Genomic DNA, 22749 nt, shown 5'->3' with positions numbered 1-22749 from the left:
AAATTTACCCAGAGTTCATCTACTCCGCCAGCTCCTTGGCATAGCGAGCAATGGCCAACTCCTCATTCGTGGGAACAACAAACACCTTGATGGCGGAATCATCGGTGGAGATCTCACGCGGACCGGTATTCGGCAACGCATTTCGCTCCGGATCGATCTTGATACCGAAACCTTCAAGATGTGCCAGGGCGTCGGCACGCACGTCGACGTCATTTTCGCCGACACCGGCAGTGAAGGTAATCGCATTCACTCGGCCAAGGGCGATCATGTAGGAGCCGATATAGCGACGGAGCTGGTGGATGTAAATGTTGTAGGCCAGCCACGCATCTTGATCCTCATTGTCGATCATCTTGCGCAGCTCACGGAAGTCATTCACCCCAGAGAGACCCTTCACGCCCGAGCGCTTATTCAAGAGCTGATCAATTTCATCGATGCTCATCCCAGCGGAGCGATATAGGTGGAAGATAATGCCCGGATCGATGTCGCCGGAACGCGTACCCATAACAAGACCAGCCAGAGGCGTCATCCCCATGGAGGTATCGATCGCCTGCCCGCCGCGAATAGCGGCGCAGGAGGCGCCGTTGCCGAGGTGAAGCGTGATCTGATTGATGGCCTCTGCGGGCAGATCAAGCAGCTCAGCTACCTTCTTAGACACATACTCATGGCTCGTGCCGTGGAAGCCATAGCGACGCACGCCGTTGGCCGCTGCCGTTTCCGCCTCGATGGCATACAGCGCGGCGGCAGGGGGCATGGAGTGGAAAAAGCCGGTATCGAACACGGCGACGTGCGGCACGTCCGGCAAAATGGCGCGAGCAACCTCAATGCCATCAATGTTGGCAGGATTGTGCAGCGGCGCAAGCGGAATAAGATCGCGCACCATATCCACGATCTCGTCAGTGATCACCTGCGGTGCCGAGAAGAGGATGCCGCCATGCACCACACGGTGGCCAACGGCCACGATGTCCGCGTCGGCAGGCCCACAGCCATGCTCGTTCATCAGCTCGAAAGCGAGGGCGAGACCCGCTGAATGATCCGCGATCGGCGCTTCCACTTCGTGCTTTTCACCCGCATGCTTGAGCGTGACCTTGCCCTTGGGCTCACCGATCTGCTCTACCAGCCCTGAGGCGAAGGGGTCGTCGGTGGCGTGCTGGGTTGGATCAACAAGCTGGAACTTAATTGAGGACGATCCCGAATTCAGGACGAGAACCAACGACATTATTTTCCTCCCGCCTGGATCGCAGTGATAGCAACGGTATTGACGATATCGGGCACCGTCGCGCCACGAGAGAGGTCATTCACCGGCTTATTCAAGCCCTGCAAGATCGGTCCAACAGCGAGTGCGTGGCCGGTGCGCTGCGCCGTCTTGTAGCCGATATTGCCGGCTTCGAGGTCGGGGAAAACGAAGACGTTAGCGAGTCCAGCAACTTCGGACTCCGGCATCTTCTTCTTGGCAACACTCGGGTCACAGGCCGCGTCGAACTGCAGGGGCCCGTCCACCTTGACGTTCGGGTCTAGCTCCCTTGCCTTTTCGACGGCTTCCGCAGCGCGATCCACGTCAGGGCCCGAGCCGGAGGTGCCCGTCGAATAGCTGAGCATTGCCACACGCGGATCAATCCCGAACTGCGCTGCTGTGCGAGCCGAAACCACGGCGATTTCCGCAAGTTGTTCCGCAGTTGGGTTCGGGTTCACGGCGCAGTCGCCGAATGCCCACAAACGGTCACGCATCACCATCAGGAAGATAGAGGAGACGACGGAGGTGCCGGGGGAAGTCTTGATGATCTGGAAGGAAGGCTTGATCGTGTGTGCAGTCGTATGCGCAGCGCCGGAAACCATGCCGTCGGCAAGTCCCTTGTGGATCATCATCGTGGCGTAGTAGGAGATGTCCTTCATTGTTTCGCGAGCTTGCTCGATGGTGACGCCCTTGGATTTGCGCAGATCAGCAAATTCCTGGGCAAATTCTTCAGCCTGCGGATCGTTTTCAGGATCGCGGAAATTGGCCTCGCCCAGGTCGAAGCCGAGCTCTTCAGCACGAGCCTGGATGGTGGCCGGATCGCCGAGGATGGTCAACTCACAGACGTTTTGAGCCAGCAGCAGGTGGGCGGCCTCGAGGATACGGTCGTCATCGCCTTCAGGGAGCACAATGTGCGCGGGGGTCTGGCGCGCGCGATCAAGCAGCCAGTGCTCAAAGACGGGCGCGCTCATCACCCGGCGCGCTTCGCAGGTGGCAATGGCCTCGCGGATTCGGGCGATGCCGTCCGCGCTGATCGCTTCTTCTGCGGTGAAAGTAGTGGCGAGCGAGGCTTCCAAAGCAGCCGCCTCTTGCTTGGCAAGGTCGATATGGATACCGGGGGCGTCGATTAGCAAAAGCAGCGGTACGCCCAAGGCGGAAGCGGCCTTGGCGTCAAAGTCGACGTTCCCGGAGCCCACCAGGAGGACGTCTCCTTGCGCAAGGGGATCTTCTGCGAGAATGACTCCGAGTTCGGGGGTGTCCTGGATCAACTCGCGCACCTGCAAACCAAGCTGGTCAGCGAATGCGTCGAAGTTGAAGGAGTCAAAGTTACGGCCAGCGCGGGTAAGCAGCACAGAAGTGGGCTGATAGTCAGTCACGGGCATCCTTTCTTTCATGGCGTTAAGCACACAGCTTACCGCGTTGAGCCACGCATCACAGAGAGAAAGGAAGTGCGGTCTTACTGCGCTAGAATTGGGTGTCTTATTGTCGTATACCCAAAAGGATTTTCATGCTTCGTGTTGCCGTTGTTGGTGCCGGACCCGCAGGCATCTACGCCTCCGACCTCCTCATCAAATCCGGCGAGGAGGTGTCCATCGATCTCTACGAGCGCATGCCCGCCCCCTTCGGCCTCATCCGCTACGGTGTTGCCCCAGACCACCCACGCATCAAAGGCATCATCACCTCCCTACACAACGTGATGAACAAACCTCAGATCCGCCTGTTGGCAAACATCGACGTGGGCAACGATATTTCTGTTGAAGAAATGCGCGAATACTACGACGCCATCATCTTCTCCACCGGCGCCACCGGCGACCGCCCATTGCCCATCCCCGGCGGTGAACACTCCCAAGGCGCCGGCGAATTCGTTGGCTTCTATGACGGCAACCCCGACTTTGAACGATCCTGGGATCTCTCCGCTGAGAAAGTTGCGGTTGTCGGTGTCGGCAACGTCGCACTGGACATCGCCCGCATCCTGGCCAAAACCGCCGACGAGCTCCATAAGACTGAAATCCCCGACAACGTCTACGAAGCCCTGAACACCAACCAGGCCAAAGAGATTCACGTCTTCGGACGCCGCGGCCCAGCGCAGGCAAAGTTCTCCCCGCTGGAGCTGAAGGAGCTCGACCACTCCGACACCATCGAAGTCATCGTCAACCCAGAAGACATCGACTACGACGACGCCTCCATCCAATCTAGACACGACTCCAAATCCCAAGACCTCGTCTGTCAAACCCTCGAAGGCTACGCCATGCGTGACCCGAAGGGCGCACCCCACAAGCTGTTCATCCATTTCTTCGAAACTCCCGTGGAGGTGCTCGCCGACAACGGAAACGTCACCGGACTCGTCACCGAACGCACGCAATTAGATGGCACCGGCAACGTCCATGGCACCGGCGAATTCACCACCTGGGACGTTCAAGCCGTCTACCACGCCGTCGGCTACCGCTCGGATGCGGTTGCGGGCGTCCCATTTGATGAACGCAAGCATGTGATTTCCAACGATGGCGGACATGTTGTAGACGACGAAGGCAACATTGTGCCAGGGCTTTATGCCACTGGCTGGATCAAACGCGGCCCCGTCGGTCTGATCGGCAACACCAAATCCGATGCCAAAGAAACCACCGGGATGCTGCTCGACGACTGGAGAAACGGCAAGCTCGCCCCCGCAAACAACCGCGACGTGCTCGAACTCCTCGAAGCAAAACACATCGACTACGCCACCTGGGACGGCTGGTATCAACTCGACAAAGCAGAACGCGCCCTCGGTGAAGCCGAAGGTCGCGAACGCAAAAAGATCGTCGAATGGGACGAGATGCTCACCCACTCCCGCGCAAAGTAGCATGCAATTTTTCTGCTCCAATATCCACGAACTCACCGCGCTTGACCTGCACGAACTTTATAAGCTACGCACGGATGTGTTCGTGGTGGAACAGGATTGCCCCTACGAGGAAATCGATGCCATCGACGCGCTAAAGAGCACGATCCACATTCGAGCCATCGAGGCCGGGCAGCTCGTGGGTACCGCACGCGTGTTTCCCCGCGATGGGATGAGCGTGATTGGGCGCTTTGCCGTGCACCCGGATTTCCGCGGCACCGGGCTCGCCCAGGATCTAATGCACCAGGCGCTGTCTCTCACCGAAGGTTCGGTCTGGATCGCCGCGCAGGCGGCCCTAGAGGGCTACTACCGCCAGTTCGGGTTCGAGCCCTGCGGGGAGCTTTTCGACGACGCCGGCATCATGCACCGGCCAATGCTTAGGCCAGCAGCGCCTCACGCACAGCAATAGCCCGCTCCCACGCCTGGTGAATATCGTCGGCGGTGGCCATCGTCGCCACCGCGCCATCGGCGTTGAAGTGGATATCCGACTCCGGAACGGTGAGAGCCTGCGCAAAACGCTCACGAGGGATCTCGGCGGGGATGCGATTAGTGAATGCACAGGCGCCTGGGCTGGTGAGCGTGGCGTCGATAGGCAAACCAAGGATTGCGCGGGCGTGAAGCTCTGACTGACTAAAGCGTTGGCTCACCCGGGTCACCGTCCCGCCTGGCAGGGGGCGCGGTGAGACTCCCGAGAAGTAGATGTCCTCCCCCACCAGGAAGAGCTCTACTGCGAAGAGACCTCGGCCGCCGATTGCGTTGGTGATGCGGGCGGTCACGCTTCGGGCACTGTCGAGGACGGGCTCGCTGAGACGGACCGGCTGCACCGCGCCGAGCAGTTCCCCTTCATAATGCTGTTGCGCAATCGGTTCGCAGAACCAAGTGGAGAGCTTGCCTTGGTTAATTGAGCGGACCGCGAGCATGAGTACTGCGGCATCAAAATCGACGAAGCGCTCGATGATGATTCTTTGATTACCCAGGTGTTTCCACGCAGCGGCAACATCGCTTGGGTCGCGCAACACAAACATGGTGCCACCTCCGGTGTTTTCAACCGGCTTCGCCACGCAGGGAAAACCTAGGTCTTGGGTGGCCTGCGCGCACTGCTCGAGGGTGTCGGCGTAGGAGAATTTGGAGGTGGGCAGGCCCAGTTCTTCCGCCGCGATCGTTCGCATTGTTTCCCGGTTATACGCGGCCTCGAGCGCGCGCGAGCTCGGCGCCACACTGTTGGGATAGATCGCTTCGATTTCTTTCAGTGCCGCCACTGATACCCGATCGCTCGCCGGGACGACAATGTGGGGAGATACCTGGCGTGCGACGTCGATAAGCTGGGCAGGATCGGAGAGTTGCGTGTCGTGGATGATCACCTCCACGCCTAAGCCCCGGAAGGCGCCAGCGAGATTTTGACCGAGTTCGCAATTGCCCAGGATCAGGACTCGCGTTGGGTCGTTGCTGGCGGGGGTTGAGATAAATTCCGGGGTGAACATAGCCCTAAGCGTACCGCCGTGGCCGAAAAGCGCTAAAGTTTGTTCATGGCTTACCACGCAGATTCTTCAGATCTCGAAAATAAGGAAGTGCTCACCTGGGAAGGCTTCGGCAAGGCCAACCGTGAGCTTGCCCAAAGCATTGTCGATTCGGGGTTCGAGCCCGACATCATCATCGCCGTCGCGCGCGGTGGCTTGGTACCCGCCGGTGCCCTCTCTTACTCCATGGGTGTGAAGCTTTCCGACGCCATCAACGTGGAATTTTATACCGACGTGCATGAAACATTGCCCGACCCAGTCCTGCTTGAACCCCTGCTGGACACCAACTCGATCGCCAACAAGAAGCTGCTCGTGGTCGACGACGTTGCAGACTCAGGGCGCACCCTTGATCTAGTGCTCAAGCTCTTGCAATCCCATGGCGCAGAAGTGCGCTCCGCGGTGATCTATGGCAAGAGCCGTTCGGTAGTCAGCCCCGATTATGTGTGGAAGCACACCGATGAATGGATCGTCTTCCCGTGGTCTGATCAGCCGCCGGTAGAACGTTCGCAGTAGAACTATGCATGTGGCTCACCTAACATGAATGCCATGAATGAGCCACACATTGCACCAATAGCCGAGGACGTCACAGCCCCAGCCGTTGCGCTGCGAGGCTTGAGTAAGAACTTCGGCAAGCAGATTGCAGTGCGCAATCTGAGCCTCGACATACCCCGCGGTAGCTTCTTCGGCATTGTTGGACCGAACGGTGCAGGCAAAACCACGGCCCTGACCATGGCCACCGGGCTGCTGCGGCCAGGCGCCGGCAATGCCTGGATCGACGGGCACAAGGTGTGGGAGGGCGAAGGTTACCTCGCCAAACAATCCTATGGCCTACTGGCGGACTCCATGCCCGTATTCGACCGGCTCAGCGGCACCGAATATTTACAATTTTTGGGCGCCCTGCGCGGGATGGATCTGGAGACGGTCAAAAGCCGCAGCGAATCCCTGCTCAATGCGCTGGATCTGCAAGATGCAGGAAGCAAGTTCATCGCCGATTATTCCGCGGGCATGACCAAGAAGATCCTTTTGGCTGGCGCCATGTTGCACCGGCCCGAAGTGCTGATACTGGATGAGCCGCTTGAGGCCGTGGATCCCGTCTCTGCTCGCACGATCCGCCAAATGCTGCAGGCCTACGTGCAGGCCGGGCGCACCGTGGTGATGAGCTCACACGTCATGGAAGTGATCGAGGGCCTGTGTAGCCACGTGGCGATTATCGCCGATGGCTCCGTGCGCGCCTCCGGAACTCTGAATGAGGTTCGCATGCAAGGTTCGCTGTCGGACACCTTCATCGAGCTCGTAGGTGCCCGCGACATCGACGAGTCCTCCCTGGGGTGGTTGCGATGAGCTTGACCAAGGCACTGGTTTCTACCCAATTCACCCTGTGGAAGCGCTTGCTGAAGGCGCAGAAGATGACGATCTTCCAGGTCGTGGTAGTCATCTTGTATTCCATGGCCGCCGCCGTCGGCCTGGCCTTCATGCTGGCTTTCGAGGGCCTGGAAGCAATGGTCGGCGTTTCCTCCCTGGGCATCGTCTTGCTGTGGATTTTCCAATACACTGTGCCCTCGCCTGAGCATCAGATTGATCTGGAGCGTTTCATCGCGCTCCCACTGCAACCGCGCAAACTACGCGTGCCGATGATCCTGATCGAGCTGATCCAATCGCGCGGCATCGCTGCGCTGGGGTGTTCCTTGATCACTGCCGTGGGCGGCAGCTTTGGACTGGCAAATGCAGGCCATGCGGGGCTGATTCCCGTGTACGTGCTGGGCATCGCGGTGTCCTTTGGCACGGCGCTGCTAGGTGTTGCAGCGATTCGCACCGTGTCAAGCGGCGGCAGTGAGAAATCGCGCACCTATCGCGGACTGGGCGGAGCCTTGGTGTTCGCCGTGCTCTACTTTGCCCTGCTTGCCAACGCTGATTGGACCAAGCTGATCAGCCTGAGCAAGTATCTGGCGTGGACGCCTTTTGGGGCCGCGATCGGGCCTACCTCGTTTTCCCTGGAGGGCAACATCGCATTTGCAGTGCTCAGCGGTGTGCTGGCGCTGGTGTACTTGGGCGCCTGCTGGGTCTTGATCCTCATGGGCATTCGCAATGAGCTGCGCGAGGTGTCCGTGGGGGCGCAGGCTTCGTCGAAAAGCTCGAGTTCGGCGCTTATGGTTGGGCGCCTGCCGTACACGGATTTTTGGGCACTGGTATCAAGGCAGATTCGTTATATGCGACGCGATTCTCGCATGGTGATCGGTATGGTCTCCATCGGCATCATGGCCTTGGGGTTCTTCCTCGTGGGGGCCTTCAGCGATACGTCCTTGCACTGGACCGCTGGACTGCTGGTGATGTTACTGCCAACCCAAGGTGCGAATATATTTGGCTACAACGGGCCTGCGAACTGGTCAGTGATGGTCACGCCCACGAAGCCGAGCACGCAGCTGCGCGCTGAGACGTTGAGCTTCGGGCTGATCTCCGCCCCGCTTCTGGCCATGTACATCGTGGCGCTGGGCTTTGTGGAAAGCTTTTCTGCCCTCTGGCTGGCGGTCAGCGTCGCAATCGTGTGCGGTGCAGCGGGAGCCGTGGTGGTTTCCATGCTGCTGTCCTCGCTGAACGCCTACCCAACCTCCAAGCCGGGCACATCCTTGATGAAGGACCGATCAGGGCAAAACACCAATGCCATGATCACCGGCATTGTGGGACTGGTCGCCTTCATCCCACTGGTTGGCCCCGGGCTAGGACTCATGCTCTACGGTGCCAACGCTGGCGGGGCGGCCTGGATGGCTGCGGGCGCGGCCGTGTGCCTGGTTAGCGTGGCGTTACTTGCGGTGTTCGGCGTCCGGATCGCCCTGAAGCGGGCGGACCGGAGCATGCCTGAGATCTTCTTCAAGGTGCAGCGCTGGGTTTAACGCTCTGGGTTGTCCATCACGTCGTGGACAGTGATGGTCTGGTCACGGCCGGGGCCCACACCGATGTAGGAGATGCGGCAGCCGGAAAGCTCCTCGAGGCGGCGCACGTAGGCTTGAGCCTTTTCGGGGAGTTCCTCAAAGGTGGTGCATCCGGTGATGTCCTCGTCCCACGCGGGCATCGTTTCGTAGATCGGCTCTGCGTGGTGGAAATCGGACTGGGTGGTGGGCATTTCATCGAAACGCTTGCCATCCACGTCGTATGCCACGCAGATCGGGATCTCGCCGATGCCGGTAAGCACGTCGAGCTTGGTCAGGAAGAGGTCGGTGAAGCCATTCACTCGCGATGCATAGCGTGCGATCACCGAGTCATACCAACCGCAGCGACGCTTGCGGCCAGTGTTCACTCCGACCTCACCGCCGGTGGTCTGCAGGAACTCGCCCCACTTATCAAAGAGCTCTGTGGGGAATGGGCCGGCGCCAACGCGAGTGGTGTACGCCTTGATAATGCCCAGAGAGCTGGTGATCTTGGTGGGACCAATGCCCGCACCAACGCAAGCACCGCCTGCGGTGGGGTTGGAGGAGGTGACGAAGGGATAGGTGCCGTGATCCACGTCGAGCATGGTGGCCTGGCCGCCCTCCATAAGAATGTGCTTGCCTGCGTCCAAGGCGCGATTGAGTTCGAGTTCAGATTCAATGACCATCGGGCGCAGTCGATCGGCGTAGCTGAGGAAGTACTGCACCATCTCATCGGCAACGATGGCCTTGCGGTTGTACATCTTGACCAGTATTTGGTTTTTGACGTCCAGTGCAGACTCAATCTTTTGGCGCAGGATGGATTCATCAAAGATGTCCTGCACGCGGATGCCCACGCGCGAAACCTTATCGGCGTAGGTGGGGCCGATACCGCGACCCGTGGTGCCGATGGCGCGTTTGCCCAAGAAGCGCTCCTGCACGCGGTCGAGGATCTGGTGATAGGGCGCCACCAGGTGCGCGTTGGCAGAGATGCGCAGGCGCGATGCGTTAGCTCCGCGTGCCTCAAGGCCGTCGATTTCCTCGAAGAGAGCCTCAAGATTAATCACCACACCATTGCCAAGGATGGGCACGGCGTTTTCGGAAAGCACACCGGCGGGCAGTAGCTTGAGCTCGTATTTCTCTCCGCCAACCACAACGGTGTGGCCTGCATTGTTGCCACCATTGGGTTTGACTACGTAGTCCACGCGCCCACCAAGGATATCGGTGGCCTTGCCTTTACCTTCGTCGCCCCACTGAGCGCCCACAATTACGATTGCCGCCATGGCTCGTCCTTTGAAATAGGTGAAAAATGCCGGATACCAGTGTAGCGCTAGAATCAATGCCCATGCGCCACGTGATCCTCAACTGCGGTGTGCCGCCCCTGCAAGCGGCTGAATCTCACAGCTTGTCTGCAATCCCCACCCGCACCGAGCTCAAGATCATCAACACCATCTGCAAAGAAGTACTCCCGGAGGATCCCACACCGTCGCTGGACGAGATCGCGGCTTCCCCAAACGTCGCCCACCTCGGAGCACCGGGCCCCGCGCCTCAGCTTATCGACGACCCCCTACGCCTCATCGTCCACGGCACCGACGCAGCACTCGCCGCCGTGTTGACCCGCCTGATGCGCATCGACGCACTGTGGGCAGAGGTGGCGTTCATTCCTTCCGAGGAAAGTACCGTGGCGCAAGCATGGGGCTTGCCCAAAGAAAAGGAATTCGCATTCGAAGCACCCGTGAAGCCAAAGCCTCTGATCCGCGATGACGCAGGCCAGGCCGTTGCCCATTCAGCCACCATTAGCGATTGGGACGGCAGAGAGATCACCGGAGAAATCATCGTCGACGACACCGTCTTGCTCCACCACAGCGCACGCACACGCAACCCCCGCAAAGGCCAGTACGGGGCACGCTTGATCTCAACCTTCGACGCCCCCGGGATTGAGGGCAATCGCATCCTCTCTAGCGAACACCCCGGAGGCTTCTGGCAGAAAGTGCTTCCCGTCGCCCCTTCGCTTATCGACGCCACCGCGCACCAAGGACGGGCGATGCAAGCAGGAGGAGTGAACTTGCGCATCACCATCGACGGGCAATCCCGCAAACGGCCAGTAGAACGCGCCACGTTCTACCGGCACCTGCGGGATCTACAAGCAGTACGAGCCTAATCTTCGCCCTGCACCGAACGCTTGCCCAAAGCATGAGCAAACACCGCTAACGCAAGCAGCAAACTAAAACCACCCACGCCGAATAGCACACCGCGCCACAGCTCCATCCCCTTGTCCTCCGCGGTTCGACGAGTGCTCGGCCCCTGGGCGAGCGGGACGTTAGGCGTCGCCGCGCGAATCTGGGGTGCCGGGCTTTGAGGTGCGGGGGCTACTGGGCGCTGAGCCTTGGCCGGACTCCGGGGTGGCGCTGCTGGAGCAGGTTTGGGCGCTGGTGGAGCAGGTTGAGGAGATGGCGGGCTTTGGGGAGCTGGACCGGCCGGGCCCTGAGGCTGAACTTTGACCGAACTGGGAGATGGTGCAGGTTCTATTGGAGCAGGTTGAGGTGCTGCTGGGCGCTGTGATGGTACTGCTGGGCGCTGTGCATCCACTGTCCTTTTTGGCACAACAGGTTTCGCAGGCACATTCGGCTGAGGCGGCAATGAAGGCGCGACCGACGTCGGCTTGTCTGCGGGAATTTCTCCGACTGCGCGATCTCCTACCTCAAACGTGACTTCCAAGGGGATTGATTGCTGTTCACCCGAGGCGCTTCGCCAGAAATACACAAATTCCACTTGATACGTGCCCGGTTTATTGAACCAAAATGCCTTGTGCGCGTGTGTATGAGCTGGAAGCCCGATTGATTTCGAAGTATCAGCGGAATCCAACTGGATCTGCGTCTGCATGTCCACTGTTGCGCTCACAACCATCCGACCATCTTCAGGGGCGTTTAACACTCGACTAATACCAAAATAGGTGTACGGCTCATCGGGATGGACGTTTGCGAAATCAAATGCTTCATTCGAGACACCTGGCCAAGGCAAACGTCTATCTTGAACCTCCGGGAGAACATACGCACCTTGTTTGAAATCGGGAAGGTCGAGGTTTACTTCTTCATGCCAGGCACGTTCTGGAACCAGGATCGAAAATGTGCCAGATTCACGTCGAACCGGCTTCGCCGGGTTTGAATCATCTTTCAAATACGCGACCGGCTTTCCATCCAGTTGGGCAAGTGCCATATCCAAATGCCCCTGGCGAATCGGATGCAGCTGCTCTGGTTGTTCCGCAGTCGGAGGTTCCTCAGTCGTGGGTTCCTCAGTCGGGGGTTGCTCAGTCGGGGGTTGCGGCTGCTCATCAGTCGGGGCTTCTGGCTCTTCCGGCGCGGGAAATGCTGGCGTGCCACGGAGCGTTTCAAGCTTGGAGCAGTCCGGTTTGGATTCCTCCAGGCGCTCTGGAATGCCGGCACGTTTGCGCCACTCGTTAATGACTTGGTTACCTACCAGGAAGACTGGGCTGTAAAAGTCATAGCGAGGTTCCTTCTTATCAAAAACGCGAACGGTACCGTCTTCTCGATATACCCCCGGAGTTGTCATCAGATATTGCACCGGATGGCGAGCTGTGCCCAGCAACTGCAAAGGCTTAGATGTTGAGTCAGCATTCGTTGCAATAGGTGTAAAGGAGGCATCATCGCCAACGCCAAGAGCAAAGACGCCGCCGCGTGGCACGCTCATTCCAGGTTCAACAATGACTTGCTGAGGGCTTAGCTTTTCTGGGTCGAGTGAGGAAGTATCGAAAGCAATTGAAGGGGCAGCAATACCTCCGGTGCGCCAAACCAATCTGGCCCCAGCCGCCGATGCAATATTGCCGAGCACTGGATCGTCCGCAGCGATACAGCGAGCACTCGAATCCGGGACCTCAATGACCACAGTGTTCGAGACACTTTCATTCCCCACCTTGGTTGTCACGCTGGCTTCGGGATCGCCAAAGAGACCCTGTTCGGTATAGCCAACATGCATCACTACCTCGCCCGAAGCTAATGGCTTTTGCGAAGTGCGCTTATATTCTCGTTCCACCAGATCTTTGAGTTCACCGGGTTCGATGCCCGGTGCGCTCTCTGCGAGTGGAATTTCGTTCGTGTCTCCGCTGGGCTCATGGAGACCCATTTCGCTGCGGAGCGTTTCTGCACGTTTGCCGTAATTACCTAGACCTCGAGACGTGCCCGGCAACAGCCCAACCTGGCCGTCTTCGCCCACCAACCAGTATTGCGTCACTGGCTTCGAGCGTTCGACGGAGCCGTCGAAATGCCGCCCTTGCGCTTGCCACGTCAGGGTGTACAGGCCCGGCTGGGAAAACGTCCAATTCATATGTCCGTGGCCACCAACCCCCAACGAGGTGGTGCGGAGATTCTTCGAAGAAATGATTCTGTTCGCGCGATCCCATTGGGGAAGATAATTGTAGATATTCATCTCCCCGGGGCCTTCGAATCCTACGAGTTCGAGATCGATTGAATTTGCCAAGAAGTCTTCGGGCACCTTCCACTCATGCGCTGGATCAAAGGCACCCAGACCAGCCCAAATTGGAAGCCACTGCGAACCGTAATTTTCAAATGGTGCCCTCCAGAGTATTGTGCCCGGCGCGCCAAGGAAACGCAGTGCTGGATCATCTGGAACCACAAAGCGTGACACTTCCACGCCATTGTGACTATCGGGCCCCAAACGCATGCAGGCACTGGACTGCTCGATCACTTTTGAGCCGTTCACCGCCATGATGTCGAGTTCGCCACTGTCGTTTCGCGTCACATATCCCGCATCAACATGGGCGTGGTAGAGAAGGTCACGTCCCGCGCAGGGGTGTAGCTGGTCAGTAGCTTCCCCATTGGCATACCAACGCTGATCTTGGGGCAATGTTGTGTGCACTTCCCCACTGCCCGGGCGGTGTGTTTCTTTTTGCGATGCTCCTACCAAGGCCATGACGTTCATTCCCGGCCCAGGGATAGCTAGTGCGACGGCCAGACAAAAAGCGCCGAGCGCGAGGAGCCATCGAGGAGTGACTGCGCTGAATAAACGTTTCATTTGTGTTCCTTAAGATTGCGAACCCAGGGCTGGACGAACCACGCCAGGAAGAACAGTGCGGTAGAGCTCAAGACGATCGCCGCGCCAGCGGGCACGTCGAGGGACCACGCCAGATACACGCCGATCAATGAGGCACTCGCGCCTAGCAGGACGGATGTGATCATCATTGGGACAAGGCGAGTGCTCAACAGCCGTGCGGTTGCGGCTGGGGTGACGAGCAACGCCAGCACCAAAATGTTTCCGACGGTGTGCACCGCAACCACCACGGCGATCGCGACGGCGATGTAAAGGACGATGTCGAGCAACAGGACAGGTATCCCTGCGGCTTGGGCGAGTTCTCTATCAATGCTGCTGAGTGCCAGACGGCTATGTAGCAGTGTGAGTACGCCGAGGATAAAGATTGAGGCCCCGGCGGTGATGGCGATGTCTGAATTATTCACGCCGGTGATCGAGCCGGATAAGAAGCTTTGCAATGAGCCGGCGTAGGCGGGTGTTTTTGAAAGCACCACTAGACCAATGGCAAATGCTGCGGCAAAAAAGACACCGATGAGCGCGTCGTCTTTCAGCTCACGACGCTGGGAAAATAGCGCTACAAGGACAGCCACAGCAATGCCGCCGATCAGTCCGCCGAGCAACAGTGATCCTCCGAGCACGAAGGCCACCGCAAGGCCGGGGAACACTGCGTGTGCGATAGCGTCACCTGCAAAGGCCATGCCCCTCAGCACCATGTGCGATCCCACTAGTCCACACAGTGCCGCGCTGAGCATTGCCACGATGAGCGCTTTCGGAAGGAACGCCAAAGCTGGATTGCTCAAGTCGGATAAGAATGCAATCGGGCTGATCACCTGCACACCTCCACCTGCTTGACGTATCCGCGAACGATTGAACTTTCTTCCGGCACTTGAAAAGTGTCCGCCCACAATTCGGAACTTTGCAGTTGCGGGATTGGCGCATGCGCGATGATGCGCTCGCGAAGCAGAACAGCACTGTGCGCACTGTGCAGCGCTGCGGGAATGTCGTGGGTGGACATGAACACGGTGACGTCGACAAGCTTTGAAAGCACCTCAGTAATCAGCAACTGACTTGGAACGTCTACGCCCGTAAATGGTTCGTCGAGCACAAGCGTGTCGGGCTGCGGCGCAAGCGCCCTGGCGAGCAACACACGTTGGCGCTGACCACCAGAAAGCTCCGCTATCGGGCGGTGAGCAAGCCCAGCCATCTTCACCTGGTCCAGCGCCTGAACGCAGCGGTCGGTGGCGCGAACCGCTCCGAATAGGCCGCGGATGAATCCGGTGCGCACCACATCAAGGCACGTCATTGGGTAGTGCCAATGGAATCCCGATTGTTGGGGCACATAGCCACAATGTTGCGAGCAACTTGCAATGCCCACGCTTGGGCGAATCAAACCGAGCAGAGCACGAAGCAACGTCGTTTTACCAGCTCCATTGGGGCCAAGCAGGGCGGTGACACCCGGAGCCTCAACGCAAAGATCAATATCCTGCAGTACGGATCGGCCGCCGAGGCGCACGCTCATGTGTCGAGCTTCAAGCATGGTCACACCTTCTTTCTCAGGAACAGCAGCGCAGCCACGATCAAAACGCCACCAGCGATGAGCCAGATATAGGATCGGCTTGATTCGCTGCGGCCTTCCCAAGTGCTGGACTCTGCGGCCTTGATGGCGGCCTCACTCGTGTCACCCACGGCAAAGCGCAGGTCAGCCGTTGCCTGGTGATTGCCAGCGCTGACCTTGATGCGCACTAGGTGAGTTCCCGGTTGAGTGAACACCCAATTGGCGTGAGTATGGGTTCCTAAATCCACCCAGGCCGTGTCACCGGGTTCAACAAAAAGCTTTTCAGGACCTCCGAGACCCCCATCTTGCAAGAACAGCGAGAAGTCACCCGGCCCCTGGTGTCCGACGTATTCAAAGGTCACGCCGCGATCTACGGCCTCTTGGATGTTGGGCGCTTGGGTATTCCAGCCAAGCCACGGCACCCCTGCCTTTTGAGTTTGTGGAATCACCCATACTGTGTCGCCGGCCTTGGCACCGGTGAACGCAAAGTCCTTGTCTTCAGGAAGTTGCTGCTCAGATGCCTGCCCAAGAGCAAACACCACATCTTCAGCATTGCGCCATTGGGGCGGGGTGACGGTGTCGTCGCGAAGCTGAAGCGCGAAGGAGCCTTCCAAGGTTGGGCCAAAATCGGCGTGCCCCTCGCCCAGCGTTACAGCGTAGGCAGGGCGGATTGCCAGGGTGCATGCCAGGAGCACAAGCAGTACTCGAAGAATTGTGCGCATTTTTCATTCACCTTTCAAACATGTGCGAAGCGTTTCGGCATCGTGATCTAGAAGTTCGACGTAGCTGTGCAATTGGCCACCAAATGAATCACCAAAAATCGTGCACACCCGCACTCCGCCCTGCTCAGCGGCGGCCCGCAGGTCCTTTGACTGAGCGCTGGCGTTGGGTTCCACGAACACCGCTGGCACATCTAAGTTGTGCAAGGTGGAACGAAGCGCCGCAATGTCGCGCGGGGAAGGTTCAACTGCGGGATTGGGGGTGACAAAACCTGCAACCTCCAAACCGAGGGCGCGTGCCAAATAGCCATATCCGTCGTGGGTAGTCACGAGTTTTCGACGCTGCTTCGGAATCTGCGCAATCCTTTGCTGCATGGTGTCTGCTACACGTTCAAGACGCTGCCGGTAGCGCTCAGCCCGCTGCAGGTATTCCTCGGCGCCTTCTGGATCGGCTTTCGCTAGCGCCTCAGCAATCGTTTGTGCCATCGCCATGCCGTTGTTTGGGTCAAGCCAAATGTGTGGATCCACGTCACCGTGCACGTGTTTTCCGAGCACAGCTTGGTGCAAAAGATAGATTTGCTCCTGCGGCCGCCCGAGGAAACGATACGCGGGATCTTTGGGCACGAACTGCAGCGTGCTGGCTGGCACTGCGATCACCGTGCTGTTCGGATCCGCGTCATGGTCACCCACCAATGTGAATGCCCGCTGTTCGAGGTCCACGGTAATATCCTCGTGCCCTTGGTCAAGCACTGTGTTTGCACGAGGCTCAACGGCAACGGCAAAGCGGAATGCCTGCGTTGCAATATGCTCTACCTCTTTTCCATCGACGGTGAGCACAGCATCCAGCGTGAGCGAATATTCACCCGGTTCGCTGAATGCCCAGCTCACATGCGTGTGCGCATTCTGCGGCACGAAAGCTTCAGCTCGGTTGGACGTGTTTAAGAGTTGTTCTGGGCCACCGAAGGTTCCGGTGATAAAGGCCTGCATTTCACCCGGGCCTCGAGCTTCGCTGACTTTTATGCGCACCTGCGCTTGATCAATGAGGCGTCCGTGCACCCGAAATCCGAGCCACACAGTGTCCAGGTTTGCATGCTCCACGAGCGGCAATTGATACCCGCCGTGCTGAGAAAGTTGCGCGCCCAGCTCCACATGTTCCACACCTTCCCGCCTATGGGCTTCGAGCGCGCGCTGCATTGCCCGTTCTTCCAGTAGGAGCCCGTTGCTCAACACAACGTCGGCATTCGCAATCGATCTGACCGTGCTGAGCTTGGGTTCAAACACGTGGGGATCCGCTGAATCCGGGATTAGGCCGCTTATATTTGCCCGGTTCCCAGCCACTTGACGTGCTATATCGGCAATGATGGGTGTGGTTGCCACCACCTGAAGCTCATCATGGGGCTGCGCCTCAGCACTACACCCCACAAGCAGGCCAACGATGAGCAGCCATGCTCGCTTCATCGTTTTCGGTTGGCAAAGATCACCGACCCGCCGAGCAGCAGCCACGCTGCGCCGAGGATAAAGATAGCTCCGGTTAGCGGTCCGCCCGCGGTGTTCGCCAAGGTTCCGCGGGAAGTGGTGGGAGAAGCGGGAGGTGCTGGTTCAGCAGCGGGAGCCTCGGTGGCACCGCAGGATTCGTCGATCTGCGCACCAAAGTCGAAGTGACCTTCATCAGCGTTGCCCTGCCCACCGACGATGAACGTGAGCGCGGCCTCTCCGCTTACTTGCTCGCCGTTGAGCAGTGTTGCAGTTTGACGAATACTCACCTCATACGTGCCCTCTGTATCGAAGACCCAGGAAGGATGAACATGTGAATTCGCAGGGATTTCCACTGATCCGCTGAAGCCACCAGGATCGCCATGGAACCACGGAGTGCCCTGATCTCGGTCTAGTCCGCCCGGAACTAGCACTTCCATGGTGCCGGGGCCATGAAAGCCAACGATTTCATACGTCACCGCACCAGTGGACTTCTCGATCAAAGACTCCGCCATAGTGTTCGCACCGAGCCAGGGCACACCCTGTTGTTGGACCGATCCAATTGCCCAAACTTTTGTTCCGGCAGGAATGGAACCGATCGCTTGCTGGGCAGCCGTTGCCGCCGCAGGTCCCAGACCGAAACTCAACTCCGATGGGTTACGCCACTGACCAGGCGAAGTGCGATCATCGCGGATCATGGGCACAAGCGATGGGGTGCACACCGGGGCTTCCGCCGCCGTTTCAGGCTTCTCGACGTCAGCGGGTGGGGGCACAACTGCCGGATTAGTTCCATCCCCTACTTCCCAGGTGTAGGTGCGCACTTGGGAGCTCAAACCGCCGCCGGTTTGATGTGCCGAAACTTCCATGGTGTAGGTTCCCGGGGCTTCGAAAACCCAATAGGCGTGGGTATGTGCAGGCTCAGGTTGCGTGCGCACGGAGCCGCTATGCAGTTCGAGGCCATCGTTGAGCAGCGGTTCAATGCCGCCGCCCAAGCCGGACTGAGTAAAAAGGAAGACGCGGCCCGGCCCGGAGACACTATCGAATCGGATATCAATTGATCCCAATCCAGCAGCCGCAACACCCATGGTGTCCCAACCCGGCCAGATCAGATTTGGATCTTGACTCAACGGCAAGAGGTAGCCGGGGAGATCGAGACCGGGGATCTTGTCGTGGAAAGCTTCTGGCTTGACTCTTAACGTCGCGCTTTCCGGTGCCCGCTCAACGTGTTGTCCGGTGACGTCCTCTTTGAGGTTCAAGTTCAGACTTTGCCCGTCACTGGTGACGTTGAATGCATCCACGTGCCCACTGTCAAGCACGACCGGATCGTTGAGTTCTTGCGCAGACGCTGGACTTGCCACCGCGAGCAGCAATATCACGGCGCTGAGACAGCGAAGCAGCGCCTTGAAGACAGCCATGACCTTCTCCCCTATTGCAAATGAATACCTTTAGAGGATCAGTATGGATCAAGTTGGTTTTTATTGCAACTGTTTTTCAGTTAATCTTCTTTTAGGTCAGTCACCACTTCGGGCGGGAACGCTGGCGAATGGGACGTTGGAACCAGAGCAGCAACGGCGGACTCGCGGGACATGCCGCAGACCTGCAGCAAATCGACGATGATGGAACGGGTCTGCGCCAAAATTACCTGGGCAGAAAGTACATCGGTGGCAATGCTGATACCAGCGCGGGCCGCGAGCTGTCGGAGGCGCTTCACCGTCTCGGGAATTTCCAAGGCCTCTTGGTTTTGCTCTGGTTGCGCATAAACGTCGGCAAGGTGATCGGTAATTTCAGCGAGCTCTTCGATAATGCAGATTTGCTCCTGGGAAACCTCATCCCCATCCTCACTGAGCACTTGTGCGCGGCGGGCCAGCACTCGGGTATTGCGAATAACGTTATCTACCGGCGCGAGGATGCGCGCGAAGGAACGAACGCGGCGCTTTGAAGCCCACAACAGTGGAGACACCCTGGTGTCTTCTTTCGCCGATTTCGCAGCCTCCAGCATTGCATTGATGGCGCCCTGCGAACCGCGCACCTGCTTGAGAGCTGCAAAGATGGACTCGTGATCTCGCCGGGGCAACGCCACAGCAACGTCTTTCAACACTGAGGACGCAAGCCGAAGCACCTTCGCCACTTCCCGGCGTCCTCCAGCAAGAGGTGAATGCGGAATCAAAGCCATCACCACGATTCCCACGGTGCAACCGATGACGGCGTCGAACATCCGCTCCGGGCCCGCCGCCGAACCGGGCGGAATAATCGTGGCAATCAGAATGGACCCCACCGCCACCTGGTTGATGAGGAGCTGGCTAGAACTCAAGAAGGTAGCCACCACCAGGGACACAAAAATGGCCAAGGTCATCTGCCAATTGCCGGTGCCAATGCCCATGATGATCAGATCGCCCAGGCCCACGCCAATTGAGCAGCCAATGGACAACTCCACTGCTCGGCGAAGCCGGTTGCCGCTGGAAAGCCCAAGAATAATGATCGAGGACATCGGAGCGAAGAATGGGCGCTCATGGCCTGCAACATCGTGCGCTAACCAAAACGCCAGGCCAGCGGCGATTGATGCCTGAAGAATGGAGGAAAAACTCCTGCGCAAGCGAAGCGCACGATTTTGCAGCGAGTTATCGATTTCCTTCAGATACGCTGTCGTTCGCGACGTTTGCTTGCCCATACTTTTCCACTGTACCGATGGGCGCAAGTGCCTCCATGGCCGAATCTCGAGAAAGTCCGCAGATCTGCAGCAAATCGACGATCAGTGCCCTCGTTTGGCCAAGCATAACCTGAGCAGGCAATGCCTGATCCACAGCAACTTCGCGCCCAGCTCGCGCCCCGATTTCCTTAAGCTCTCTACTTAAGACGGGAATCTCGGCGCTCTCGCTCCCCTTCCCGAAGTACAGATCACTCAAACGCCCCGCAACTGCAGCAATGCGTTGCAGAAGGAGCAATTGTTCGCCGGAAGGGGTGTGGTGAATTTCCGCCAAGTGGCGCGCATGGCGCGCGAGCACTCGTGTGTTACGAATGGCGTTGTCCACCGGATTGAGCACACGTATGAGCGATCGAATCCGATGGCGCTGCGTCCACAACAGCGGAGACACATTGAGGTTTTCCTTGCCCGAGTTCGCAGCGGCAATCATGGAGTTGATCTGCCCCTGAGTGCCGCGCGCCTCACGGAGCGCTTCGGCAATGGCGTCGGCATCTGCCTCGGCGGCGGCCCGTTCCACCTGTGTGAGTACCTGCGCCGTGATGCCAAGGATCTTTGCAATTTCCCGGCGGCCCGAACGCAGCGGCGATTCCGGCACGATCGCCATCACTGCCAAACCGACCATGCCGCCGATGAAGGCGTCTACCATGCGATTCGTGCCGCCAGACGTGCCCGGCGGGAGGATGGTGGCCACCAGCACCGCAGCAAACGCCGCCTGATTTGCCAACAGCACGCCTTTATCAATCACCGTGGCAAGAGCAATAGACGCCATCACCGCCACGGCAATCTGCCAAGGACCAGTGCCTACAGTTGCGATGAGCAGATCACCCAAGCCCACGCCTAAGCTCACGCCAATCACCAACTCGATGGAGCGACGGAAGCGTTCGCCTCCTGTGGTGGAAAGGACGATGACCGCGGCCATAGGGGCAAAGAATGGCTGATCATGACCGAGTACTTTGCCCATCAGATACGCCAAACCTGCGGCCATGCCAGCTTGGATGACGTACAGCCAATTGGAGCGCAATCGGCTGATCCCCTGCTTGAGGCGATTCCCGCTCCGTAGTCGTGCCCAGGTATTCGGCATTAGGCGGGACGTACCCCTTGTTCACCGGCGTGGGTGCTGAAACTTGCAGCGAGCCTAAACTGCGTGTTGGGCGATAGCACATTGTCGGTGTAGTGCCAGTCCGCCTTCACCTGATGTTCGGATACCTCAACAGCCATATAGCCATGGTATTCAAAATCGATGTACTTGAACCAGGTATCGGCGCTGCGGAGGAGTTCTGCGCCTGCGCGGGTCGTTTGCCTCGAAGCCGGCTCCATTGCTTGGGCAGGGGCAAGGGTCTCATACGCGCCCTTCGCCGTGACGGAAGGAGTGACGAATTCCGCTGCGGCTACTCGACGATCACTGCCCTCACGGTATCCCTGGACGTTTCGCGGAATGTCGGAGGCCCAAGAAGAGTGAATGTCGCCGGTGAGGAAGACAACGTTGGCGTCTTCACGGATGGCGTCGATAAGCCTTTGACGCTCAGCCATATAGCCATCCCACTGGTCCGTATTCAGCGCAATGCCTTGGTCCGGCAGACCGATTTGCTCGATGAGCCAGCGTTGCAACTGCGGATCAAGGCCGGGAGGCAGCGTCATGGGAGCGAACATCACTTCATTGGCGATCACCTGCCAGCGAGCCGTAGACGCATCAAGCTGCTCGCGGAACCATGCGAATTGATCCGACCCCATCATGGTGCGCGCAGGATCATTGGACTCGAGGCCAATTTCAGCCTTCTTGTCGCGGTATGTGCGCAGGTCGGGGACGATAATGTCCATGAGCGGCCCATAAGAAAACGTGCGATATACGGGTTCATCCGCGCTACGACGCACCGGCATCCACTCCAAGTACGCCTGCTTCGCACCTGCCCTGAGGGCATGAATATCCTCGCCGGGCTGGAAAGAGTCACCATCGGCGCCGTCGCGCCACACATTGTCGGCGAACTCGTGATCGTCCCAGATCGCGATCATTGGCTTGAGCGCGTGCAGATCGGCCAAGTCCGGATCGAGGTGATACCAGCCCTGGCGGATGCGATAGTCCGTCAAAGTGGTGGTGCGCTGCGGCGGCTGCACCTGGCGCACTTGAGTCTTGTGCGCACCAACGTATTCACCGGTGGCGTACTCATAGGTGTAGTCACCCAAATGCAGCACGAAGTCGAGATCCATGCGCTGCGCTAAATCTTGGTAGGCGCGGAAATAGCCGGCCTCGTAATTGGAGCAAGACACCACACCAAAACGGATGGCCTCTACAGCCTCTGCGGGGGCGGTGCGGGTGTGGCCCGTGCGCGAAGTTTGCTCAAGCGCGTGGAAACGATAAAAGTAGTGCGCGTCCGGGGCGAGCCCTTGCACGTCAACCTTCACGGTGTGGTCACGCTCCGCGCCGGTGCTTAGGGTGCCACCGGTGACGATGTTCGTGAAGTCGATATCAGTGGCGACTTCCCATCGCACTTCCACGGCTGGCCCGATCCCGGAGCCTGGGGTGGCATCCGGTTGCGGAGTGACGCGGGTCCAAATGATGACGGCGTCTGCTGTTGGGTCGCCGGAGGCAACAGAATGCTGGAACACCGCGTGGTTCTGGCCCGTTGCGGTCAGAGCGCGGGGAGCGGCAGCCACAGCCGAGGAGGTAGCCGCAATCTGGAGAAAACGGCGTCGATTGAAAGCGGGAAACAAAGCTT

The 22749-nt window shown here is 58.7% G+C and carries 19 protein-coding genes; 6 read left to right on the top strand and 13 right to left on the bottom strand.

Annotated features, from left to right (window positions below):
• Positions 1 to 19 precede the first annotated feature (19 nt).
• Together CGERO_RS01410 and pta are read right to left on the bottom strand one after the other, a co-directional pair.
• A complete protein-coding gene (locus tag CGERO_RS01410) occupies positions 20 to 1216 on the bottom strand; it encodes an acetate kinase (protein ID WP_123933083.1) in 1197 nt (398 codons plus the stop codon).
• Positions 1216 to 2613, bottom strand: a complete 1398-nt coding sequence (pta, locus tag CGERO_RS01405) for a phosphate acetyltransferase (protein ID WP_377018088.1) — start codon at positions 2611 to 2613, stop codon at positions 1216 to 1218. The genes CGERO_RS01410 and pta overlap by 1 nt, the downstream gene beginning before the upstream one ends.
• A 125-nt stretch (positions 2614 to 2738) precedes the next feature.
• On the opposite strand from pta, the gene CGERO_RS01400 reads away from it, so the two are divergent.
• Positions 2739 to 4070 carry an FAD-dependent oxidoreductase gene (locus CGERO_RS01400; protein ID WP_123933079.1) on the top strand — a complete coding sequence of 444 codons (1332 nt, stop codon included), beginning with the start codon at positions 2739 to 2741 and terminating at the stop codon, positions 4068 to 4070.
• Position 4071: 1 nt separating this feature from the next.
• Complete coding sequence (locus tag CGERO_RS01395) at positions 4072 to 4515, top strand: GNAT family N-acetyltransferase (protein ID WP_123933077.1); 444 nt, start codon at positions 4072 to 4074, stop codon at positions 4513 to 4515.
• On the opposite strand, the gene CGERO_RS01390 is transcribed toward CGERO_RS01395, so the two are convergent.
• Positions 4484 to 5587: an ATP-grasp domain-containing protein gene (locus tag CGERO_RS01390; RefSeq protein WP_123933075.1), complete on the bottom strand. Its 1104-nt coding sequence runs from the start codon at positions 5585 to 5587 to the stop codon at positions 4484 to 4486. The two genes, CGERO_RS01395 and CGERO_RS01390, sit on opposite strands and share 32 nt — an antisense overlap.
• Positions 5588 to 5632: 45 nt before the next feature.
• On the opposite strand from CGERO_RS01390, the gene CGERO_RS01385 reads away from it, so the two are divergent.
• From CGERO_RS01385 to CGERO_RS01375, 3 genes are read left to right on the top strand one after another with little or no spacing between them, the layout of a single operon-like run.
• Positions 5633 to 6136, top strand: coding sequence for a phosphoribosyltransferase (locus tag CGERO_RS01385; protein WP_123933073.1), 504 nt, complete (start codon positions 5633 to 5635; stop codon positions 6134 to 6136).
• A 33-nt stretch (positions 6137 to 6169) separates the two neighbouring features.
• Positions 6170 to 6964, top strand: a complete 795-nt coding sequence (locus CGERO_RS01380; RefSeq protein ID WP_123933071.1) for an ABC transporter ATP-binding protein — start codon at positions 6170 to 6172, stop codon at positions 6962 to 6964.
• The gene (locus CGERO_RS01375; protein WP_123933069.1) at positions 6961 to 8511 is read left to right on the top strand and encodes a hypothetical protein; all 1551 of its coding nucleotides are present in this window, start codon (positions 6961 to 6963) and stop codon (positions 8509 to 8511) included. Before CGERO_RS01380 ends, CGERO_RS01375 begins: the two co-directional genes overlap by 4 nt.
• On the opposite strand, the gene CGERO_RS01370 is transcribed toward CGERO_RS01375, so the two are convergent.
• A complete protein-coding gene (locus CGERO_RS01370; protein ID WP_123933067.1) occupies positions 8508 to 9806 on the bottom strand; it encodes an adenylosuccinate synthase in 1299 nt (432 codons plus the stop codon). The genes CGERO_RS01375 and CGERO_RS01370 overlap by 4 nt on opposite strands.
• 62 nt (positions 9807 to 9868) lie before the next feature.
• On the opposite strand from CGERO_RS01370, the gene CGERO_RS01365 reads away from it, so the two are divergent.
• Positions 9869 to 10684 (top strand): hypothetical protein, encoded by an 816-nt coding sequence (locus tag CGERO_RS01365; protein ID WP_245998851.1) that lies wholly within the window; start codon positions 9869 to 9871, stop codon positions 10682 to 10684.
• On the opposite strand, the gene CGERO_RS01360 is transcribed toward CGERO_RS01365, so the two are convergent.
• The 9 genes from CGERO_RS01360 to CGERO_RS01320 all read right to left on the bottom strand — a co-directional run bounded on the left by CGERO_RS01360 (position 10681) and on the right by CGERO_RS01320 (position 22744).
• Positions 10681 to 13572 (bottom strand): choice-of-anchor M domain-containing protein, encoded by a 2892-nt coding sequence (locus tag CGERO_RS01360; protein WP_123933062.1) that lies wholly within the window; start codon positions 13570 to 13572, stop codon positions 10681 to 10683. The genes CGERO_RS01365 and CGERO_RS01360 overlap by 4 nt on opposite strands.
• Complete coding sequence (locus CGERO_RS01355; RefSeq protein WP_123935840.1) at positions 13569 to 14417, bottom strand: anchored repeat-type ABC transporter permease subunit; 849 nt, start codon at positions 14415 to 14417, stop codon at positions 13569 to 13571. Before CGERO_RS01355 ends, CGERO_RS01360 begins: the two co-directional genes overlap by 4 nt.
• Positions 14414 to 15124 carry a metal ABC transporter ATP-binding protein gene (locus CGERO_RS01350; RefSeq protein WP_123933060.1) on the bottom strand — a complete coding sequence of 237 codons (711 nt, stop codon included), beginning with the start codon at positions 15122 to 15124 and terminating at the stop codon, positions 14414 to 14416. The genes CGERO_RS01355 and CGERO_RS01350 overlap by 4 nt, the downstream gene beginning before the upstream one ends.
• A gap of 2 nt (positions 15125 to 15126) precedes the next feature.
• Entirely contained in the window at positions 15127 to 15864 is a 738-nt protein-coding gene (locus tag CGERO_RS01345; protein ID WP_123933058.1) for a choice-of-anchor M domain-containing protein, read from the bottom strand.
• A gap of 3 nt (positions 15865 to 15867) precedes the next feature.
• Positions 15868 to 17319: an anchored repeat ABC transporter, substrate-binding protein gene (locus tag CGERO_RS01340; protein WP_123935838.1), complete on the bottom strand. Its 1452-nt coding sequence runs from the start codon at positions 17317 to 17319 to the stop codon at positions 15868 to 15870.
• The gene (locus CGERO_RS01335) at positions 17316 to 18749 is read right to left on the bottom strand and encodes a choice-of-anchor M domain-containing protein (protein WP_123933056.1); all 1434 of its coding nucleotides are present in this window, start codon (positions 18747 to 18749) and stop codon (positions 17316 to 17318) included. Before CGERO_RS01335 ends, CGERO_RS01340 begins: the two co-directional genes overlap by 4 nt.
• Before the next feature lie 80 nt (positions 18750 to 18829).
• Positions 18830 to 20002 carry an FUSC family protein gene (locus CGERO_RS01330; RefSeq protein ID WP_123933054.1) on the bottom strand — a complete coding sequence of 391 codons (1173 nt, stop codon included), beginning with the start codon at positions 20000 to 20002 and terminating at the stop codon, positions 18830 to 18832.
• The gene (locus CGERO_RS01325; protein ID WP_123933052.1) at positions 19953 to 21116 is read right to left on the bottom strand and encodes an FUSC family protein; all 1164 of its coding nucleotides are present in this window, start codon (positions 21114 to 21116) and stop codon (positions 19953 to 19955) included. The genes CGERO_RS01330 and CGERO_RS01325 overlap by 50 nt, the downstream gene beginning before the upstream one ends.
• Positions 21116 to 22744: an alkaline phosphatase D family protein gene (locus tag CGERO_RS01320; RefSeq protein WP_123933050.1), complete on the bottom strand. Its 1629-nt coding sequence runs from the start codon at positions 22742 to 22744 to the stop codon at positions 21116 to 21118. The genes CGERO_RS01325 and CGERO_RS01320 overlap by 1 nt, the downstream gene beginning before the upstream one ends.
• Positions 22745 to 22749 lie beyond the last annotated feature (5 nt).

It is taken from the genome of Corynebacterium gerontici (assembly GCF_003813985.1).
In the GTDB taxonomy this organism is placed as follows: domain Bacteria; phylum Actinomycetota; class Actinomycetes; order Mycobacteriales; family Mycobacteriaceae; genus Corynebacterium; species Corynebacterium gerontici.
This window is presented reverse-complemented; position numbering and strand designations above follow the sequence as displayed.

What these genes read in the sequence shown, in the direction of transcription:
- CGERO_RS01375 (WP_123933069.1), top strand. Translation starts at nt 6,961, where the DNA reads ATGAGCTTGACCAAGGCACTGGTTTCTACCCAATTCACCCTGTGGAAG.
- CGERO_RS01335 (WP_123933056.1), bottom strand. Translation starts at nt 18,749, where the DNA reads ATGGCTGTCTTCAAGGCGCTGCTTCGCTGTCTCAGCGCCGTGATATTG.
- CGERO_RS01370 (WP_123933067.1), bottom strand. Translation starts at nt 9,806, where the DNA reads ATGGCGGCAATCGTAATTGTGGGCGCTCAGTGGGGCGACGAAGGTAAA.
- CGERO_RS01350 (WP_123933060.1), bottom strand. Translation starts at nt 15,124, where the DNA reads ATGCTTGAAGCTCGACACATGAGCGTGCGCCTCGGCGGCCGATCCGTA.
- CGERO_RS01380 (WP_123933071.1), top strand. Translation starts at nt 6,170, where the DNA reads ATGAATGAGCCACACATTGCACCAATAGCCGAGGACGTCACAGCCCCA.
- CGERO_RS01325 (WP_123933052.1), bottom strand. Translation starts at nt 21,116, where the DNA reads ATGCCGAATACCTGGGCACGACTACGGAGCGGGAATCGCCTCAAGCAG.
- CGERO_RS01410 (WP_123933083.1), bottom strand. Translation starts at nt 1,216, where the DNA reads ATGTCGTTGGTTCTCGTCCTGAATTCGGGATCGTCCTCAATTAAGTTC.
- CGERO_RS01330 (WP_123933054.1), bottom strand. Translation starts at nt 20,002, where the DNA reads ATGGGCAAGCAAACGTCGCGAACGACAGCGTATCTGAAGGAAATCGAT.
- pta (WP_377018088.1), bottom strand. Translation starts at nt 2,613, where the DNA reads ATGCCCGTGACTGACTATCAGCCCACTTCTGTGCTGCTTACCCGCGCT.
- CGERO_RS01385 (WP_123933073.1), top strand. Translation starts at nt 5,633, where the DNA reads ATGGCTTACCACGCAGATTCTTCAGATCTCGAAAATAAGGAAGTGCTC.
- CGERO_RS01345 (WP_123933058.1), bottom strand. Translation starts at nt 15,864, where the DNA reads ATGCGCACAATTCTTCGAGTACTGCTTGTGCTCCTGGCATGCACCCTG.
- CGERO_RS01360 (WP_123933062.1), bottom strand. Translation starts at nt 13,572, where the DNA reads ATGAAACGTTTATTCAGCGCAGTCACTCCTCGATGGCTCCTCGCGCTC.
- CGERO_RS01400 (WP_123933079.1), top strand. Translation starts at nt 2,739, where the DNA reads ATGCTTCGTGTTGCCGTTGTTGGTGCCGGACCCGCAGGCATCTACGCC.
- CGERO_RS01395 (WP_123933077.1), top strand. Translation starts at nt 4,072, where the DNA reads ATGCAATTTTTCTGCTCCAATATCCACGAACTCACCGCGCTTGACCTG.
- CGERO_RS01340 (WP_123935838.1), bottom strand. Translation starts at nt 17,319, where the DNA reads ATGAAGCGAGCATGGCTGCTCATCGTTGGCCTGCTTGTGGGGTGTAGT.
- CGERO_RS01390 (WP_123933075.1), bottom strand. Translation starts at nt 5,587, where the DNA reads ATGTTCACCCCGGAATTTATCTCAACCCCCGCCAGCAACGACCCAACG.
- CGERO_RS01365 (WP_245998851.1), top strand. Translation starts at nt 9,869, where the DNA reads ATGCGCCACGTGATCCTCAACTGCGGTGTGCCGCCCCTGCAAGCGGCT.